Source organism: Serratia liquefaciens (assembly GCF_027594825.1).
Lineage (GTDB): Bacteria > Pseudomonadota > Gammaproteobacteria > Enterobacterales > Enterobacteriaceae > Serratia > Serratia liquefaciens_A.
In genome coordinates, this window is record NZ_CP088930.1 from 1,397,166 (window position 1) to 1,414,251 (window position 17,086).

General features: G+C 56.7%; 16 protein-coding genes. 8 read left to right on the forward strand and 8 right to left on the reverse strand.

What is annotated here, in order from left to right; genetic code table 11:
• The first annotated feature begins 488 nt into the window (after positions 1-488).
• Positions 489-563, forward strand: coding sequence for a membrane protein YpdK (gene ypdK / locus LQ945_RS06365; RefSeq protein ID WP_104410986.1), 75 nt, complete (start codon positions 489-491; stop codon positions 561-563).
• Between the two features lie 220 nt (positions 564-783).
• On the opposite strand, the gene LQ945_RS06370 is transcribed toward ypdK, so the two are convergent.
• The 3 genes from LQ945_RS06370 to LQ945_RS06380 all read right to left on the reverse strand — a co-directional run bounded on the left by LQ945_RS06370 (position 784) and on the right by LQ945_RS06380 (position 3,319).
• The gene (locus tag LQ945_RS06370) at positions 784-1,308 is read right to left on the reverse strand and encodes a cytochrome b (protein WP_044552730.1); all 525 of its coding nucleotides are present in this window, start codon (positions 1,306-1,308) and stop codon (positions 784-786) included.
• A 111-nt stretch (positions 1,309-1,419) separates the two neighbouring features.
• Positions 1,420-2,658: an alanine transaminase gene (gene alaC / locus LQ945_RS06375; protein WP_182824326.1), complete on the reverse strand. Its 1,239-nt coding sequence runs from the start codon at positions 2,656-2,658 to the stop codon at positions 1,420-1,422.
• Between the two features lie 121 nt (positions 2,659-2,779).
• Entirely contained in the window at positions 2,780-3,319 is a 540-nt protein-coding gene (locus LQ945_RS06380; protein WP_270102534.1) for a GNAT family N-acetyltransferase, read from the reverse strand.
• Between the two features lie 169 nt (positions 3,320-3,488).
• Here LQ945_RS06380 and LQ945_RS06385 point away from each other — a divergent pair, with 169 nt between their 5' ends.
• The 3 genes from LQ945_RS06385 (at position 3,489) to LQ945_RS06395 (ending at position 7,264) form a co-directional block, all read left to right on the forward strand.
• Positions 3,489-4,733 carry a DUF1479 domain-containing protein gene (locus LQ945_RS06385; RefSeq protein ID WP_270102535.1) on the forward strand — a complete coding sequence of 415 codons (1,245 nt, stop codon included), beginning with the start codon at positions 3,489-3,491 and terminating at the stop codon, positions 4,731-4,733.
• Between the two features lie 108 nt (positions 4,734-4,841).
• Positions 4,842-6,533, forward strand: a complete 1,692-nt coding sequence (locus LQ945_RS06390; protein ID WP_220496896.1) for a sensor histidine kinase — start codon at positions 4,842-4,844, stop codon at positions 6,531-6,533.
• Entirely contained in the window at positions 6,530-7,264 is a 735-nt protein-coding gene (locus LQ945_RS06395) for a LytR/AlgR family response regulator transcription factor (RefSeq protein WP_044552734.1), read from the forward strand. The genes LQ945_RS06390 and LQ945_RS06395 overlap by 4 nt, the downstream gene beginning before the upstream one ends.
• Before the next feature lie 10 nt (positions 7,265-7,274).
• Here the strand turns inward: LQ945_RS06395 and LQ945_RS06400 are convergent, their stop codons facing one another.
• Positions 7,275-7,607, reverse strand: a complete 333-nt coding sequence (locus LQ945_RS06400; protein ID WP_044552735.1) for a DUF2502 domain-containing protein — start codon at positions 7,605-7,607, stop codon at positions 7,275-7,277.
• A 397-nt stretch (positions 7,608-8,004) separates the two neighbouring features.
• Between LQ945_RS06400 and LQ945_RS06405 the strand changes: the two genes are divergently transcribed.
• A complete protein-coding gene (locus tag LQ945_RS06405) occupies positions 8,005-9,231 on the forward strand; it encodes an OFA family MFS transporter (RefSeq protein WP_269936196.1) in 1,227 nt (408 codons plus the stop codon).
• Positions 9,232-9,298: 67 nt separating this feature from the next.
• Here LQ945_RS06405 and glk read toward each other — a convergent pair whose 3' ends face one another.
• On the reverse strand, positions 9,299-10,264 hold the full coding sequence (glk, locus tag LQ945_RS06410) for a glucokinase (protein ID WP_270102964.1): 966 nt from the start codon (positions 10,262-10,264) through the stop codon (positions 9,299-9,301).
• A gap of 342 nt (positions 10,265-10,606) precedes the next feature.
• Here glk and LQ945_RS06415 point away from each other — a divergent pair, with 342 nt between their 5' ends.
• Positions 10,607-11,860, forward strand: coding sequence for an ion channel protein (locus LQ945_RS06415; protein ID WP_270102536.1), 1,254 nt, complete (start codon positions 10,607-10,609; stop codon positions 11,858-11,860).
• Here the strand turns inward: LQ945_RS06415 and LQ945_RS06420 are convergent.
• Together LQ945_RS06420 and LQ945_RS06425 are read right to left on the reverse strand one after the other, a co-directional pair.
• The gene (locus LQ945_RS06420; RefSeq protein ID WP_182824487.1) at positions 11,857-12,549 is read right to left on the reverse strand and encodes an aspartate/glutamate racemase family protein; all 693 of its coding nucleotides are present in this window, start codon (positions 12,547-12,549) and stop codon (positions 11,857-11,859) included. The genes LQ945_RS06415 and LQ945_RS06420 overlap by 4 nt on opposite strands.
• 67 nt (positions 12,550-12,616) lie before the next feature.
• Entirely contained in the window at positions 12,617-13,069 is a 453-nt protein-coding gene (locus tag LQ945_RS06425) for a multidrug/biocide efflux PACE transporter (protein ID WP_044552740.1), read from the reverse strand.
• 157 nt (positions 13,070-13,226) lie between these two features.
• Between LQ945_RS06425 and LQ945_RS06430 the strand changes: the two genes are divergently transcribed.
• Complete coding sequence (locus LQ945_RS06430; protein WP_270102537.1) at positions 13,227-14,087, forward strand: LysR family transcriptional regulator; 861 nt, start codon at positions 13,227-13,229, stop codon at positions 14,085-14,087.
• 5 nt (positions 14,088-14,092) lie between these two features.
• Here the strand turns inward: LQ945_RS06430 and LQ945_RS06435 are convergent, their stop codons facing one another.
• Positions 14,093-15,754, reverse strand: coding sequence for an alpha-keto acid decarboxylase family protein (locus LQ945_RS06435; protein ID WP_270102538.1), 1,662 nt, complete (start codon positions 15,752-15,754; stop codon positions 14,093-14,095).
• Between the two features lie 245 nt (positions 15,755-15,999).
• Here LQ945_RS06435 and mgrA point away from each other — a divergent pair, with 245 nt between their 5' ends.
• Entirely contained in the window at positions 16,000-16,989 is a 990-nt protein-coding gene (gene mgrA / locus LQ945_RS06440; RefSeq protein ID WP_269936192.1) for an L-glyceraldehyde 3-phosphate reductase, read from the forward strand.
• The last annotated feature ends 97 nt before the right edge of the window (positions 16,990-17,086 follow it).

Genomic DNA, 17,086 nt, shown 5'->3' on the forward strand with positions numbered 1-17,086 from the left:
GCAAAAAAGTGAAGGCTAAAAATGGAGTGGAGTCGCCGCAATATCTGGACCGTTATTCTGCTGTCGTGCCTTGTCTTCTGGGTCATCCTGCTGACCGGCGCCAACGCCGTCGCCTGATCCCTTTTCATAACATCACAGCAAGCATAATTATAAAGCCCGCTTCAGCGGGCTAATCCTTTTTTGCCGGATAAAAAAGGTAAATAAAAATCGTTTAAAAACAGTCAGCACTGGTTAAGAAATCGCCAAAAAATGTGATCAAAAACACAGTATTGTAATCAGGCTGGCAATGGGAGTACATTAGCGCCGATCCTGTCGTGGTTCATGTTTTACCTCAAGGACTATGAAGCGCGACAACCGGGTAATCCATGGCCAAGGACGTTGTTCTTCCTCTTGAAGGATCCGCCTGATAGCCTTGAGTTACCCACAAAACACTCAGCACAACAATCGGGATCATTGGCTTGCGAGGGACTCCAAACGGGAGTTGTTCAGTGAAATATTTTGTTATGGGCGTTTCATTCATGTTGGTTACATGGATTGGCACCTTTATGCTGATGGTTGCATAACCAAGGCATGACCGGGAATCTAGATAAAGGGGCGCACCAGCGCCCCTTAGTTTGATGACAAACACCCGAAAAATGGGATTTTCGGATGTTTGGGGTAAATCTGAAGACATCATCCTTTGTTTTTATTAGCACACTGAACATAACGTTTAAGTACAAAGGACTTTGTCAGCCATCTTAGGGGCGCACCAGCGCCCCTTTGTTGTTTCTGCTCCCCCGGCGGCTATTTCCCCGGCATCATGCGGCGCAGGGTATCGTCCTTGCGCAGATAGTGGTGGTACAGCGCCGCCAACGCGTGCGCACCAATAATAAAGTAACCGGTGTTGGCCAGAGTCTCATGCGTGCTTTTGATTATCCGACGCAGCAACGGATCCGGCGTGACGAACTGAGGAACTTGCCACCCCAGCAATACCCACTCTTTTCCCCCATACGCCAGCGTCAATACACCCAATATCGGCAAGATGAGAAACAGCAGATAGAGCAGCGCGTGAAAGATTCTGGCGCCCCATTCCTGCCACTCCTCCAGCGGCGGCGTGGTTGCCGGTGCAGCATAACGCCGACGCAACCCCAGCCGAATGAACATCAGCAGAAAGACCGTCAGGCCGAAGTTAAAATGCAGGTTTTTTACCAGCGACGCCAAATCATCCGGTACCGAATTTTTCAGCAGCATTGCCGCATAGGTGAGGATCACCATCAGCAGCGTCAGCCAGTGCAAAACAATTTGCGATCTTGCGTAGCGATTACCCATACCGGCTTCCAAATAAATAAAGAAAATCTTATTGGAGCATAGTGGGTAAATAATGAAGAAAACCTTAGCGGAGAGAAAAAAGGCCGGCGCGAATGCACCGGCCTGAAGGCATTACCTGGTCGCGGTCGGGGGGCTGCTCTTGGCCGGCTTGATCAGCCCGTCGGCGCGGAACATCGCTTTGATGCCGCGAACCGCCTGGCGGATACGATCCTGATTTTCAATCAGCGCAAAACGCACGTGGGTGTCGCCGTAATCACCAAAGCCGATGCCCGGCGATACGCAAACCTTGGCCTCCGCTAACAGGCGTTTGGCAAACTCCAGCGAACCGAGGTGCGCATAAGGCTCAGGGATCTTGGCCCAAACGTACATCGACGCTTTCGGATTCTCCACCATCCAGCCTGCCTCATGCAGCCCTTTGACCAGCACGTTACGGCGCTGGCGATACTGTTCTGCAATATCCAGCACGCACTGCTGATCGCCTTCCAGCGCCGCAATCGCGGCAACCTGCAGCGGGGTAAAGGTCCCGTAGTCGTGATAGCTCTTAATGCGTGACAGTGCGTTGACCAGCTCCGGGTTGCCGACCATAAAGCCGATACGCCACCCCGCCATGTTGTAGCTTTTCGACAGGGTGAAAAATTCTACCGCGATATCTTTGGCACCGGGCACCTGCATGATCGACGGTGCTTTCCAGCCGTCATAAACGATGTCGGCATAAGCCAGATCGTGGATCACCAGCACGTCGTATTGCTTGGCCAGCGCCACCACGCGTTCGAAGAAGTCCAATTCAACGCACTGGGCTGTCGGGTTTGACGGGAAACCAAGGATCATCATTTTCGGACGCGGAATGGTTTCTCGAATGGCGCGCTCCAGCTCACCAAAGAAATCCACGCCGTCCACCAGCGGCACAGAACGTACCTGCGCGCCGGCGATTACCGCACCGTATATGTGGATCGGGTAACTCGGGTTCGGCACCAGCACGGTATCGCCATGATCGAGCGTCGCCAGCATCAGGTGCGCCAGGCCTTCTTTCGAACCAATGGTGACAATGGCTTCGGTTTCGGGATCGATCTCCACCTGGTAGCGGTCGGCATACCAACGTGAAATCGCACGGCGCAAACGCGGGATACCACGCGAGGTGGAATAGCCGTGGGTGTCGTCACGCTGCGCAACGGTGCAGAGTTTTTCCACAATGTGCGGCGGCGTCGGCCCATCGGGGTTGCCCATGCTGAAATCGATAATATCCTCGCCGCGACGGCGTGCAGCCATCTTAAGTTCGGCGGTGATGTTGAATACGTAAGGGGGGAGACGTTCAATACGCGTGAAACGGCGTTGCGGACTATTATCAGCCATAGGGACCTCAAAGTGACGTTAGCGCCCGGACCATCCGAGCGACGCTGGTCAATCTGTCGATTGACCGGATATTGAACATATCGCAGCCCCGGCAGGCTTGTCGATACCCCGTGCAATATTTTTATTTCTCGGCCCTGAACTCCCTCGCCAGCAGCCCGAACTGCCAGTCATCGCGCCATTGCCCCGCCAGCCGGTAGTTATCGCGCAGCGTCCCCTCCAGCAAGAAACCGCATGACTCCAGCAGTCGGCGCGAGGCGATATTGCCTTCGGTCACGGTGGCCGTCAGCTTATGGAAATCGCAGGCGTTAAAAGCGAAATCCAGCACCGCCCGCAACGACTCCTTGCCGTAGCCCTTGCCCTGCCCGGACGGCAAGCTGCCATACCCCACTTCCGCCTGTTGGTAAGGTAACCACTGCGGACGAAAACCGGTCATCCCTACCACTTCTCCACTGGCCTTTTCGCGCATCACCAGGCACAACCACTGCTCCCCATATTTGTCCCAGGCGGGGAGTCTCGCCTCAAAACGCGTGCGGATTTCTGCTTCACTGAGCGGATCGGCAATATAGCGAATTACCTCGGGATCCTGATACAAGCGCAGAAACAGCGGCCAATCGTCGGCCGTTATCGACTGCAGGGTCAAACGTTCAGTGACCAGTTTCATTTAAAATCTCCGAAAAACGAAAATGAGGAAGTTACGAATGAAAGATATCCCTTTATTTTCCTCTATTAAATCCAGATAATCATTAACGTTAAAACAACAAAACCATAACGCCTTACCCGGTCCCCTACAACCGTCCGTCGTTGCCTGTCGGCAGCGCGAGGAGAACACCATGGCTTCCTTACTCATTGACGATATTCCAAGCGCCATTACCACCGTCAAACGGCAATTGCGACAGGCTTTGCCAAATTATCGCGAAACCTTCCGGGCGCTGGAAGACAACATCCGTCAGCAGGTCGAGCAGATTCGTCAGGAACTGGCCGCCGGTCAGAACCCGGTCCCGCAAATCGATGCCGAAGATATTCTGCAGCAACGCGTCAGCGAGCAGCAAAAAGCCTTGATCAAACAGCGTGGCGCCTGCGCCATCCGCGGCGTATTCCCGCGCGATAAAGCCGAAGCCTGGAACCGGGAAGTCGGCAATTACCTCGAGCGCAACAACTTCGTAGAACGCCTGAAAGGGGCTGCCGAAGATAACTACTTCGGTAAACTGGCCGCCAGCAAACCGCAAATCTACGGCATTTACTGGTCAAAACCGCAGGTGGAAGCACGCCAGGACGCGCGCATGCACGCGGTGCAAGTGTTCCTCAACAGCCTGTGGGAAACCGAGAGTAACGGCAAACAGCACTTTGACCCCACGCGCGTCACCACCTATGCCGATCGCACCCGCCGCCGACCACCAAACTCCTCTTCGCTCGGGCTGTCGCCGCACGTAGACAGCGGCACCATCGAACGCTGGCTGGATGAAAATTTCCGTTACGTCTATCGTCACGTGTTCTCCGGCAACTGGCAGGCTTACGATCCCTTTGCCGCCGACGGTCGCACTGATGTGCGTGAAATCGCGTCACCGGCGGTATGCTCGATGTTCCGTACCTTCCAGGGCTGGACGGCATTAACGCCACAGCGGACTCACGCCGGCACGCTGAATCTGGTGCCGATCGCCAACGCCATGGCCTACGTACTGTTGCGTGCGCTGCAGGATGACGTCGCTGACGACGATCTGTGCGATGCCGCCCCAGGCCGTGCGCTGTCGATCTCCGAAAAATGGCATCCCCTTTTATTAAGTGGGATTTCCCCTATTCCCGATTTGGAGCCGGGCGACACGGTATTCTGGCACTGCGACGTGATCCATGCGGTGGAAAACGAGCATAACGGCGAGTTCGACAGCAACGTGATGTACATCGCCGCCGCGCCCGGCTGCGAGAAAAACGACGCCTACCTGCAACGCCAGTTGCCCAGTTTTATGAGCGGTAAAACACCGCCGGACTTCGCCCCTGATGATTTCGAAGTGGATTTCGAAGGGCGCGCCACGGTCGACCTGTTGACCCCGCTCGGCAAAGAACAGTTAGGCATCAAATAACCCCGCCCCCGTGGTGCGCCGCCGGCCGCCACGGGGCCAATTCGCTGTGATATACTCCGCCCTATCTTTCCGCCGCAGCGAGAGCCCGTCGTGCACCCTTTTTTTGAAATGCTGTTAGCGGTATTCGATCGCGCAGCGCTGATGCTGATCTGCCTGTTTTTCCTCACCCGCACCCGGTTGTTCCGCCAGTTGCTGCAAAAAGAGGACCATACGCCGCTTGAACTGGGCATGGTCACCGCCATTTTCTCGCTGTTTGCGCTGTTCAGCACCTATTCAGGCGTCAACGTGGAAGGCTCGCTGGTCAACGTGCGGGTGATCGCCATCATGGCCGGCGGCATCCTGTTCGGCCCCTGGGTAGGGATAATCACGGGCATTATCGCCGGGGTGCACCGCTACCTGATTGACATCGACGGTATCACCTCGGTTCCCTGTCTGATCACCAGTATCATTGCCGGTATCAGCGCCGGCTATATCAACCTGAAGGTGAAGAAAGAGCAGCGCTGGCGCGCCGGGATCGTCGGCGGCATGCTGTGCGAATGCCTGACCATGCTGTTGATCGTGCTGTGGGCCAAGCCGACCGAGCTGGGGCTGGATATCGTCTCCAAAATTGCCCTGCCGATGATCCTCGGCACGGTGTGCATCGGCCTGATCGTGCTGCTGGTGCAGAGCGTAGAAGACGAAAAAGAAGTGATCGCCGCGCGACAAGCCAAGCTGGCGCTGGATATTGCCCGCAAAACGCTGCCCTATTTCCGTAATATCAACAGCGAAACGCTGGCCACCATTTGCGACATCATTCGTCATGACATTCAGGCCGATGCGGTGGCCATCACGGATACCCATCAGGTGCTGGCCTATGTCGGCGTGGGTGAAGAGGCCTACCCCATTGGGCGTGAAGGGCTGAGCCGTGTCACCCGCGAAAGCATCCGGCACGGCAAGATCATCATCAAAAATAACCTGGAAAACCCGGCCACGCCGCAGATCCACTCGCAGTTGGTGATCCCACTGTGGGAAAAGGGAGAAGTGACCGGCGCGCTGAAAATTTACTACTGCCACGCCCACCAGATCACCAATACGCTGAAGGTGATGGCGGTCGGTCTGTCGCAGATCATCTCCACCCAAATGGAGGTCTCGCGTATTGAGCATCTGCGTCAAATGGCGGACAAGGCGGAAATGCGCGCCCTGCAGAGCAAGATTAATCCCCATTTCCTGTTCAACGCCTTAAACGCCATTTCGTCCTCGATCCGCATCAATCCGGACACAGCCCGCCAGCTGATTATCAACCTGTCGCGCTACCTGCGTTATAATTTGGAGCTGAACGACGAGCTGATCGACATCCGCAAGGAGCTGCACCAGATTCAGGATTACATCGCCATCGAACAGGCGCGTTTCGGCGCCAAGCTGACGGTGATCTATGATATCGATGACGACATCTCGGTGCGTATTCCCAGCCTGCTGATCCAGCCGCTGGTCGAGAACGCCATTGTGCACGGCATTCAACCGTGCAAGGGCAAAGGGGTAGTGGTGATTGCGGTGAAAGATCAGGGCGATCGGGTCAGGATTTCGGTCAAGGATACCGGTCACGGTATCGACCCGCAGGTGATAGAACGCGTCGCCCGCAATGAGATGCCTGGGCACAATATCGGTCTGCTGAACGTGCATCATCGCGTCTCCCTGCTGTACGGCGAAGGGTTGCGAATTCGCCGTCTGGAACCCGGCACCGAGATTGCCTTTTACATCAGTAAAAACGGCGGCAAACTGCCGGTGGATAACAGCGCGCTGCCCGCCGGAGAGCCTTCATGAAAGCCATTATTGTCGAAGACGAGTTTCTCGCTCAGGAGGAGCTCAGCTATCTGATCAAGAAACACAGCAATATCGTCATCGAAGCCACTTTCGATGACGGGCTGGACGTGCTGAAATACCTGCAAAACCATCAGGTCGATGCCATTTTCCTCGACATCAATATTCCGTCGCTGGACGGCGTACTGCTGGCGCAAAACATCAGCAAATTTGCGCACCGGCCTTCGATAGTGTTTATCACCGCCTATAAAGAACATGCGGTGGAAGCGTTCGAAATCGAAGCGTTTGACTACATCCTCAAGCCTTATCACGAAGCGCGCATCGTCACCATGCTGCAAAAGCTGGAGGCGCTGCATAGCCGCCCGGCCCCCCTGCCGGAACAGGCCAGCGCGCCGAACCGCAGCAGCCACAGCATTAACCTGATCAAAGACGAACGGATTATCGTTACCGACATCAACGACATTTACTATGCCGCCGCCGATGAGAAAGTGACGCGGGTTTACACCCGACGCGAAGAGTTTGTGATGCCGATGAACATCACCGAATTTTACGGCCGCCTACCCGAGGAACATTTCTTCCGCTGCCACCGTTCCTACTGCGTCAACCTGTCAAAAATTCGCGAGATCGTCCCCTGGTTCAACAACACCTATATTCTGCGGCTGAGCGACCTCGATTTTGAAGTGCCGGTCAGCCGCAGCAAGGTTAAAGAGTTTCGCCAGCTGATGCGCCTTTAATCGTCAGAGGCTACCAGCGCGGGCCCGGCCCGTAGTAATAGCCTGGCGGCGGCGGAGGTGGCATGCGGTAATGCGGGCGATCGCGCCATTCACGCCGTGGCGGACCGTAATAGATCACCCGTGGTGGCGGGCCATAGTAATAACCGCGTGGACGCTCATAGCCCCGGTGTTCAGCCCACCAGCGCGGATCGCGCCAACGGCCGCCGTCCCAATAGTGACCGCGATTATCGCGATCGCCGATATGCAACGAAAGCCCCGGCACATTCACACCGATGGACACGTCCGCATGGCTCACTAACGGCAGCGATAGCAGTGCGGCCAGTAACAACAGTATTTTTTTCATCTTAACGACTCCTGCAGAGCGGAACCCGTCCGTTCACCGCTAACATAGGCCTGTGCCAGCCGCCGCTCTATAGGAACAGTGCCCATTTACGCCTTTCGCACATATCCTTCACAATTCACCCACAATCTTGCACCGATGATTTACAATAAATCGCTGATATTCTTGATGTAGATCACGTGGCATCAGCTGCATTTCATCCCCTTTTACCCCCTAAAACGGCAACTCATGCGCTTGCTGATGCATTTCATTCCTTCCCCTGTGCAACTCATTCCCGATCCGCCGCCGAGTGGTAGTACCAGCCTTATAATAAGCCCATACCGCGGGGCTACAGACGCTACCGCAAATTCTCGCCAACGGCTGACCGCCCGGCAATACACACACAGGAAGGAGACCGGCCATGAACACCAAACCGGTAAATCGCAGCTTAATCGTTCTGGGCACCATCATCTGCCAGATGGGTCTCGGCACTATCTATACCTGGAGCCTGTTCAACCAGCCGCTGGTCGACAAGTTCCACTGGGGCCTCGGTGACGTCGCCACCACCTTCTCCATCACCAGCTTCTTCCTGGCCTTCGCCACCCTGTTTGCCGGCAAACTGCAAGAGCGCTTCGGCATCCGTAATCTGACGCTGTTCTCCGGTATCCTGGTAGGTCTGGGACTGATTGCCAGCGCCTACGTCAGCTCGCTGGACATGATTTACCTGCTGGCCGGCGTAGTGGTCGGTTTCGCGGTAGGTATCGCCTATATCTCTACCCTGTCCAACCTGATCAAATGGTTCCCGGCCAACAAAGGCTTGATCTCTGGTATCTCGGTCGGGGCTTTCGGTAGCGGCAGCCTGTTGTTCAAATACGTCAACGCCGCGCTGATTGCCGACGTCGGCGTCTCCAGCGCCTTCTTCTACTGGGGTGCCATTGTCATGGCGCTGATTGTTCTGGGCTCCCTGCTGCTGAAAGAACCCGTGCTGGCAAGCCAATCTGCACAACATAGTGCCGGCAACCTGGGCAACGACTTCAGCGTGCGCCAGATGCTGGCCACCAAAGAAGCTTACCTGCTGTTCATGATTTTCTTCGCTGCCTGCATGAGCGGTCTGTACCTGATTGGTATCGTGAAAGACATGGGCGTACAGCTGGCCGGGATGGATTTGGCTACCGCCGCCAATACCGTGTCCGCCGTCGCTATCTTCAACACCGCAGGCCGTATCATCCTGGGGACGCTGTCTGACAAAGTGGGCCGTATGCGCGTCATCAGCTTCACCATGCTGGTTACCGTGCTGGCGATTGTGGCTCTGAGCTTCCTCACGCTGAACCACACCCTGTTCTTTATCTGCGTCGGCGCAGTCGCCTTCTGCTTCGGTGGCAACATCACCGTGTTCCCAGCGATTGTCGGTGACTTCTTCGGCCTGAAAAACCACAGCAAAAACTACGGCATCATCTATCAGGGCTTCGGTTTGGGCGCGCTGGCGGGGTCATTTGTCGCCAAATACTTCGGCGGCTTCCACGCGACCTTTATGGTGATTGGCGTGCTGTCCATCGCTTCCCTGATTATCACCTTGTTCATCAAGGCGCCGAAAGCGGTGGCGCAGGAAGAAGAAACATTCGAGCCGGCGCATCTGGCTAAAGCCTGATAGCCCAGGCGGCAAAAAGGGGCGCAACCCGCTGGGTTGCGCCCCTTTTTTTTATCGCTGCCTCAGGTTACAGATGCATCCCCAGCGTTTGGCGCAGGTGAGCACCGGCCCCCAGCAGGCCCGGCTGCCCATGGGTGATCATGAATACCGGGATCTCGCGTACGTAATCTTTGAAACGCCCTTTATCCTCGAACGCCGCACGGAAACCGGAAGCTTTAAAGAATTCCATAAAGCGCGGCACAATCCCCCCGGCGATGTAAACGCCGCCAAAGGTGCCCAGGTTCAACGCCAGATTGCCGCCGAAACGGCCCAGAATGACGCAGAACAACGACAGGGCACGGCGGCAATCGATGCAGATGTCGGCCAACGCGCGTTCGGTAATGTCCTTCGGCTCCAGCTTTTCCGGCAGGCGGTTATCCGACTTGACGATTGCGCGGTAAAGATTGACCAGGCCCGGACCGGACAGGACGCGTTCGGCGGAGACATGACCCACTTCGGCGCGCAACACCTCCAGAATGATGTCCTCTTCTTCGCTGTTCGGCGCGAAGTCCACATGGCCGCCCTCTCCCGGCAGGCTTACCCAGCGGCGGTTAACGTGCACCAGATGCGCCACCCCCAGACCGGTTCCGGCACCGTATACCGCAATAGGTTTGTCTTTTTGCGCGTTGCCGCCGCCGAACTGCAATACGTCGTCTTGCGACAGCATCGGGATCGCCATCGACACGGCGGTGAAATCGTTAATCACTTCCAGATGGCTCAGCCCCAGATTGGCCTTCATCTCTTTAATCGAAAACGCCCAGGTGTGATTGGTCATGGCAACCCAGTCTTCGGTGACCGGGCAGGCAATCGCGATACAGGCGTCCTGCACCTGAATATCATGCTCCTGCAAATATTGGCGGATCACCGCCTCCAGACTGTCAAACTCCAGGCCGGAATAGGTTTTAGCCTGGGTAATTTCACCCGTCGCCACAGTGCACAACGCCAGGCGGGCATTGGTGCCGCCTACATCACCTACGAGGGCATAGGTCATCAGTATCTTCTCCGCAAAATGAATAATAGAAAGCTGCTCACACTGTAAAATCCCGCCGCAAAAACAACAATCACCATCCTCCGCGCGGCCGTCCATTAGCGATCCAGATCACAAAAAACGTTTCAGCCCGATCCGTTCAGGGCGATTTGAAACAAATTGCGGCAAAAAACGTGGCGCAATGGCTGTTAACCGTCATAACTGAAAGGCACTATTACTCCGCACTGAACCTGGCCCGGCCGGAAATTTCTTTGCGTGCCCTCTTGCCGATTGTCTGGCAAGCTGGCGCGACAACCCAATCACCCATTCGCCCTGCCAGCCAGGGGGCAATTGACAAGGGATCCCCGCATGTTGCACCCGCGCGCCAATGCCATGTTGGCCTTCGCTCTGCCTGCTCTCGTTATCGGTTCTGCCTCAAGCCTGGTGCTCATTCTGGTGATGAAGTTCGCCGAGGCGCTGCAACGGCTGCTTTGGAACAAGGTTCCCGCGGCGTTGAATATCGATACGCATTCCCCCTGGTGGTTAATCGGCATGTTGACACTGACCGGCGTCGCCGTCGGGCTGATTATCCGCTACCTGCCTGGCCACGCAGGGCCGGATCCGGCGACCGAGTCGTTGATCGGCATGCCGCTGCCACTTTCTGCCGTCCCCGGACTGGGGCTGGCGTTGATTATTGGCCTGGCGGGCGGCGTCAGTCTGGGACCGGAAAATCCGATCACCGCCATCAATATTGCGCTGGTGGTGGCGGCGGGTTCGCGTTTGCTGCCGAAGGTGCCGCGCATGGACTGGATTATTCTCGCGGCGGCCGGCACCATCGGCGCGCTGTTTGGCACCCCAGTCGCCGCGGCGCTGATCTTTTCGCAAACCCTGGCGGGCAATAATGACGTTCCCTTGTGGGACAGGCTATTTGCCCCGTTGATGGCGGCAGCGGCGGGGGCGGTCACCACCCAGCTATTTTTCACCCCGAATTTCTCACTGCAAATTGATGCCTATGCCGCAACCCGGCTGGCAGATATTTTCAGCGGCTCGATCGTCGCCCTGATCGCCATCGCGCTGGGCATGGTAGCCGTGTGGAGCTTTCCGCACGTCCATCGCCTGTTCCACTCGATGAAAAATCCGGTGCTGATGCTGGGCTTAGGCGGCTTCGCGCTCGGCCTACTGGCGCTGATCGGCGGCGAAATCACGCTGTTTAAAGGGCTGGATGAAATGAAGCAGCTGGCAATCGGAGAAAATTTCTCTGTCACGGAGCTGATGCTGATTACGCTGACTAAACTGGCGGCGCTGGTGATCGCGGCCGCCAGCGGCTTTCGCGGCGGTCGCATCTTCCCGGCGGTGTTTGTCGGCGTAGCCTTGGGGCTGATGCTGCATCAGCACGTTCCGGCCGTGCCGGCGGCCATTACCGTTTCCTGCGCCATTATGGGGTTGGTGCTGGTGGTCACGCGTGACGGCTGGCTCAGCCTGTTTATGGCCGTTGCGGTGGTACCGGAGCTGCACCTGCTGCCGGTGCTGTGCATCGTGATGCTGCCCGCCTGGCTGGTGCTGGCGGGCAAACCGCTGATGCTGGTGGGCAAGGGCAAACAGCTCCCCCCGCGCGAAGATTAAGCCAGCGCGAATTCCGCTGCGGCGCGCGCATGGATTTCGGTGGTGTCGAATACCGGCACTGACGCATCTTGCGCGCTGACCAGCAGGCCAATTTCGGTACAGCCGAAAATAATGCCCTGAGCCCCCTGCTGCTCCAGATCACCGATAATGCGGCGATATTCGTCGCGCGACGCATCGCGGATTTTACCCAGGCACAGTTCTTCATAAATAATGCGGTGCACAATGTCACGATCGGCGGCTACCGGAGTGACCACCTCGATACCGTGCTTTTCCTGCAGTCGCCCACGGTAGAACTCTTGCTCCATGGTAAAGCGCGTACCGAGCAGCCCAACGCGACGAATATTCTGTTGGCGCACCTGCAGCGCGGTAGCGTCAGCGATGTGGATCAGCGGTAAACCGCTGGCCTGTTCGACCGCATCCGCCACCTTGTGCATGGTGTTGGTGCAAATGACGATGGCCTGCGCACCGGCGGCCCGTAACGAGGTCGCCGCGTCGGCCAACAAGCGCCCTGCGCCGTCCCAGTCGCCCTGATGCTGCAGGCGTTCCACCTCGTGAAAGTCGACGCTGTAGAGCACGATTTTAGCCGAATGCAGACCGCCCAGCCGTTGCTTAACCTGTTCATTGATCGTGCGGTAATAAGGAATGGTCGATTCCCAGCTCATGCCGCCCAGCAGCCCCAACACTTTCATCATTGCTCCTCGTTTTCATCGCCGTAATTCTTCGACATTACCTGAGAATCACGGCGAAGACGACGGCTTATTTAGCACCTGAACTCACCGGCTGGCGCGCTTCGAACCAGCGCTGGCGCAGCGTGTCGTACACCCAGTTATAGAGCATGGTGTACGGCAGGAAGAACAGGAAGAAACCAATCTCCAGCATAAAGGCCTGAACGAAAGAAATGCTCAGCATCCAGGCGGCAATCGGTACGCCGATCAGCACAAAACCTGCCTCAAAGCCCAGCGCGTGAAACACCCGCACTTTAAGGTTACGCGCCACACGGCTCACCGGCCACAGGCGGTCAAATACCGTGTTATAAATCATGTTCCAAACCATGGCGACGGTGGATAACATCACCGCCAACGCACCAATCTGCACCATCGAACGGTTGAGCAGCCAGGCGCCCAGCGGGGCGCAAATCATCACGGCGATAGCCTCAAAACCAACGGCGTGGACGATACGTTCAATGAAAGACTTGTTTTGCAGTTGCATACATCACCTGTTTTTTACCTTATAAATTTGTAGGGGCGCTGCAAGCCGCGCCCGCGTTACCAGGAGCAAATTTATTCGCCCCCTTCGAAAACCAGGTGATTATCATCGAGTTTTTGGGTAGATTAAAGATAGGTTCCATCTACAAAGTAGATACATCATGCGCTACTCCCCCGAAGCTTTGCTGGCCTTCGTTGAAGCCGCCGCCCTGGGTTCTTTTTCTGCCGCGGCGCGTAAGCTGCGCAAAAGCCAGTCAACCATCAGCACCGCCATCGCCAATCTGGAAGCCGACCTCGGCTTAACCCTGTTCGATCGCCAGGCCCGCCAGCCGGTGTTGACCGCTGCCGGCCACAAAGTGTTGGGCCATGTGCAGGCGATCCTTGCGGCCAGCGAACGGCTGGATGCCCTGAGCATTCGGCTGGCGGACAATATAGAGCCGCGCTTAAGCATAGTGTTCTCCGATACCTATCAGCCGAAACACCATGACCGGCTGATGCACCTGTTCGAACAGCGCTATCAGGATATCGAGCTGGAATGGATGATCGCCGAAGACGGCGACGTACTGGACCTGTTGCAAAGCGGCCGCGCGCATCTCGGTATGGTTGAGGTCCAGGCCAGCTATCCCCCGGACATCGGCGTTGCACGGCTACCGGAACAAACGGAAATGGGACTGTTCGTCGCACATACGCACCCGTTGGCGCAAGCCGCCTCGCCAACGCCGGAACAACTGTCCAGCACGCGGCAACTTATCCTGAACACTTACACCGGTGCCGAAACCGCCCGCTCTGGTGGCCTGGTGTGGTCAGCCCCCAGCTATCTGCTGTTGCTGGAAATGGCGGAACAAGGGTTTGGCTGGGCGGTACTGCCCCGCTGGCTGGTGCAGCAATACGGTCACAACAGGCTCACTGAACTGCGCCCGCGCGGCTGGCCCAAGCTGATATCGGTGGATGCGGTTTGGTCCAAGTTGACCCCGCCGGGACCGGCGGGGTACTGGATGCTGGAGCGGCTTTTGGAAAGCTGACAGGATCAGGCCGCCGCGTTACGTGACTGAAGGGCATTTGAGATAGTTTGCAGCAGTTCGGGAATGTCCATCTTCGGCAGCACCACTTCGACAAAGGCCAGCAGTGGGCTGTCGGCCACTTCGCTCAGCGCCTGGCGCAGCTGTTCCGGTTCGGTAACGCGTAACGCTTTCACTTGACGCTCGGCACCTAACGCCTGCGGCAGTTGAGTCCAGTTCCACTGGGCGATGTCGTTATAACGCTGGTTCGGGCCGTGGATCGCCCGTTCAATGGTGTATCCGTCATTATTCAGCAGGAAAATCACCGGCTTCAGCTCATCACGCAACATCGATCCCAATTCCTGCACCGTCAGCTGTGCTGACCCGTCGCCGATCAGCAGCACCACTCGCCGCTCCGGCTCCGCCGTCTGTGCACCGAACGCCGCGGGCAGTGTATAACCGATAGATCCCCACAGTGACTGAACGATGAAGTGACAGCCCTGCGGCAGGTTCAGCGCTGTCGCGCCAAAACAGGCGGATCCCTGCTCGGCGAGCAGGATATCGCCCGGCCGCAAAAAGCCCTGTATCTGCTGCCAAAAACCGTGCTGATCCAGCCCACTGCCGTTCGGATCCGGCAACGGCGAACGTTTAATCTCCGGCCGTTGCCATTGGTTTGCCAGCGACAAAGTTAACTGGTGTAACGCGATAACCGCGTCACGCATCGGGATTTGGCTGAATACCTGCTGCCCCACACGCGCTTCAAAGGGCTGCAGATCAATACACTTCTCTGCAGGAAGGTGATGGCTGAATCCGGCGCTAATGGTATCGGTAAAACGTACGCCAACATTGATGATCACGTCGGCGTTCTCAATCAGCTGTTTCACCTGTGGCTCGCTGGCCGCACCGACGTAGGTCCCGGTGAAGCAGGCATGAGTTTCGTCCAACACGCTCTTGCCAAGCAGCAAGGTGGAATGCGGCATATCCACCTCATTCATCCACTGCTCCAGCACCTTTTCGGCACCAAAGCGTTCGGCCAGAAAATCGGCCAGCAGAGAAACCCGCCGGGCCGGTAACAGCAATTCTCGCGCGGCGGCGATAAAGGCTTGCAGTGATGCCTGAGAAAGATTGGCCTGTCGTAGCATTAACGGGGCAGGTTTTGACACCAGCGGCGCTTCAGCCACGTCGCTCGGCAACAGCAGATAGACCGGTCGACGCTCGAACAGCGCGGTGGTCAACAGGCGATCTATTTCCCCCTCGGCGTTATCGGCGGTGAGGCTGGCCTGAGCCACGGTCACCTCTTTCGCCATGCGGGCAAAGTGACCAAAATCCCCGTCGCCCAGAGAGTGATGCAACAATTCTCCAGCCCGTTGCGCACGCAGAGCCGGGGCGCCCACCACGTGGATCACCGGCAGGTATTCGGCATAGCTGCCAGCAATACCGTTGACCGCGCTCAGTTCACCTACGCCAAAAGTCGTCAACAAGGCAGCGGCTGGTTTACAGCGTGCGTAACCATCTGCGGCGTAGGCGGCATTAAGTTCATTGGCGCATCCTACCCAGGTGATTTGCGGGTGATCGATCACGTGATCAAGAAACTGCAGGTTATAGTCCCCAGGCACGCCAAAGAAGTGCCGGATGCCGATCTGAGCTAAACGATCGAGTAGGTAATCAGCCACCGTATAGTTCTTATTCATGATCATCACCTGCCAAGGGTTAGGATTTTCAGTATTAAGTATCGAAGATATCGTATAAATTTCGAACTTTATGTCTGAAAGGTAACTGGAAACCCTGCGTTACATCCCTGCCCCATTGGCTGGCATTGGGCCGCTGTGATAAGCCATGTTGATATACAGGCTGTTTAGCGTGATCGCAGCCTCTGACAAATGCGGTGAAAGCGCATACACTAAAATTCATTTCACCTCCGCTGAAAAGGGTTCGTATGCTCTACCAGGCTGATTCTTCACGCTATCAAAGTATGGAATACCGTCGCTGCGGCCGCAGCGGGCTAAAGCTCCCGGCCATTTCACTTGGCTTATGGCATAACTTTGGTGACGTCACGCTGTATGACAACGCTCGCAAGCTGATCCACTGCGCGTTTGATCTCGGCATTACCCATTTCGATCTGGCCAACAATTATGGCCCGCCGCCCGGCTCCGCCGAGGAAAACTTTGGCCGTATTCTCGCGGCGGATTTGCAGCCCTGGCGCGATGAACTGATCATCTCGTCAAAGGCCGGTTACACCATGTGGCCCGGGCCTTATGGCGATTGGGGTTCGAAAAAGTACCTGGTCGCCAGTCTGAATCAAAGCCTGCAGCGTATGGGGTTGGAGTATGTAGACATCTTCTATCACCATCGTCCGGATCCGGATACGCCGCTGGAAGAAACCATGGCCGCGCTGGATTTGCTGGTGCGACAGGGCAAGGCGCTGTACGTCGGGCTGTCCAACTACCCTGCCGACCGTGCGCGTCAGGCGTTCAGCATTCTGCAGCAGCTCGGCACGCCCTGCGTGATCCATCAGCCGAAATACTCCATGTTCGAACGTTGGGTGGAGCCAGAATTGCTGGATACGCTGGAAGAAAACGGCGTGGGTTCTATCGCCTTCTCACCGCTGGCCGGCGGCCTGTTGACCGATCGTTATCTGCAGGGCATCCCCCAGGACTCACGCGCTGCCAGCGGCAGCCAGTTCCTGCAACCCGATCAGCTCACCGAGGATAAACTGGGAAAAATTCGCCGGCTGAATGCACTGGCGCAACAGCGCGGACAGAAGCTGTCGCAAATGGCGCTAGCCTGGGTATTGCGTGGCGATCGCGTCACTTCGGCCCTGATTGGTGCCAGCAAGACCAGCCAAATTGAAGACGCCGTCGGCATGTTGGCTAACCGCACCTTTAGCGATGATGAAATTAAGCAGATCGAGCAGATATTAATGTAATCGCTTACAACTATCGCCGGTTTACCGCCGGCGATAACGCCTGCCGCGCCAGACAAATCTTAAATCACTCTTCCCGCCCCATTTTTAAGAATGCCGC

Bases quoted from the DNA above. Each gene is read 5' to 3' on its own strand.
- LQ945_RS06370 (WP_044552730.1), bottom strand. From the start codon at position 1,308: ATGGGTAATCGCTACGCAAGATCGCAAATTGTTTTGCACTGGCTGACG.
- alaC (WP_182824326.1), bottom strand. From the start codon at position 2,658: ATGGCTGATAATAGTCCGCAACGCCGTTTCACGCGTATTGAACGTCTC.
- LQ945_RS06380 (WP_270102534.1), bottom strand. From the start codon at position 3,319: ATGAAACTGGTCACTGAACGTTTGACCCTGCAGTCGATAACGGCCGAC.
- LQ945_RS06385 (WP_270102535.1), top strand. From the start codon at position 3,489: ATGGCTTCCTTACTCATTGACGATATTCCAAGCGCCATTACCACCGTC.
- LQ945_RS06390 (WP_220496896.1), top strand. From the start codon at position 4,842: ATGCTGTTAGCGGTATTCGATCGCGCAGCGCTGATGCTGATCTGCCTG.
- LQ945_RS06395 (WP_044552734.1), top strand. From the start codon at position 6,530: ATGAAAGCCATTATTGTCGAAGACGAGTTTCTCGCTCAGGAGGAGCTC.
- LQ945_RS06400 (WP_044552735.1), bottom strand. From the start codon at position 7,607: ATGAAAAAAATACTGTTGTTACTGGCCGCACTGCTATCGCTGCCGTTA.
- LQ945_RS06405 (WP_269936196.1), top strand. From the start codon at position 8,005: ATGAACACCAAACCGGTAAATCGCAGCTTAATCGTTCTGGGCACCATC.
- LQ945_RS06415 (WP_270102536.1), top strand. From the start codon at position 10,607: ATGTTGCACCCGCGCGCCAATGCCATGTTGGCCTTCGCTCTGCCTGCT.
- LQ945_RS06420 (WP_182824487.1), bottom strand. From the start codon at position 12,549: ATGAAAGTGTTGGGGCTGCTGGGCGGCATGAGCTGGGAATCGACCATT.
- LQ945_RS06425 (WP_044552740.1), bottom strand. From the start codon at position 13,069: ATGCAACTGCAAAACAAGTCTTTCATTGAACGTATCGTCCACGCCGTT.
- LQ945_RS06430 (WP_270102537.1), top strand. From the start codon at position 13,227: ATGCGCTACTCCCCCGAAGCTTTGCTGGCCTTCGTTGAAGCCGCCGCC.
- LQ945_RS06435 (WP_270102538.1), bottom strand. From the start codon at position 15,754: ATGAATAAGAACTATACGGTGGCTGATTACCTACTCGATCGTTTAGCT.
- mgrA (WP_269936192.1), top strand. From the start codon at position 16,000: ATGCTCTACCAGGCTGATTCTTCACGCTATCAAAGTATGGAATACCGT.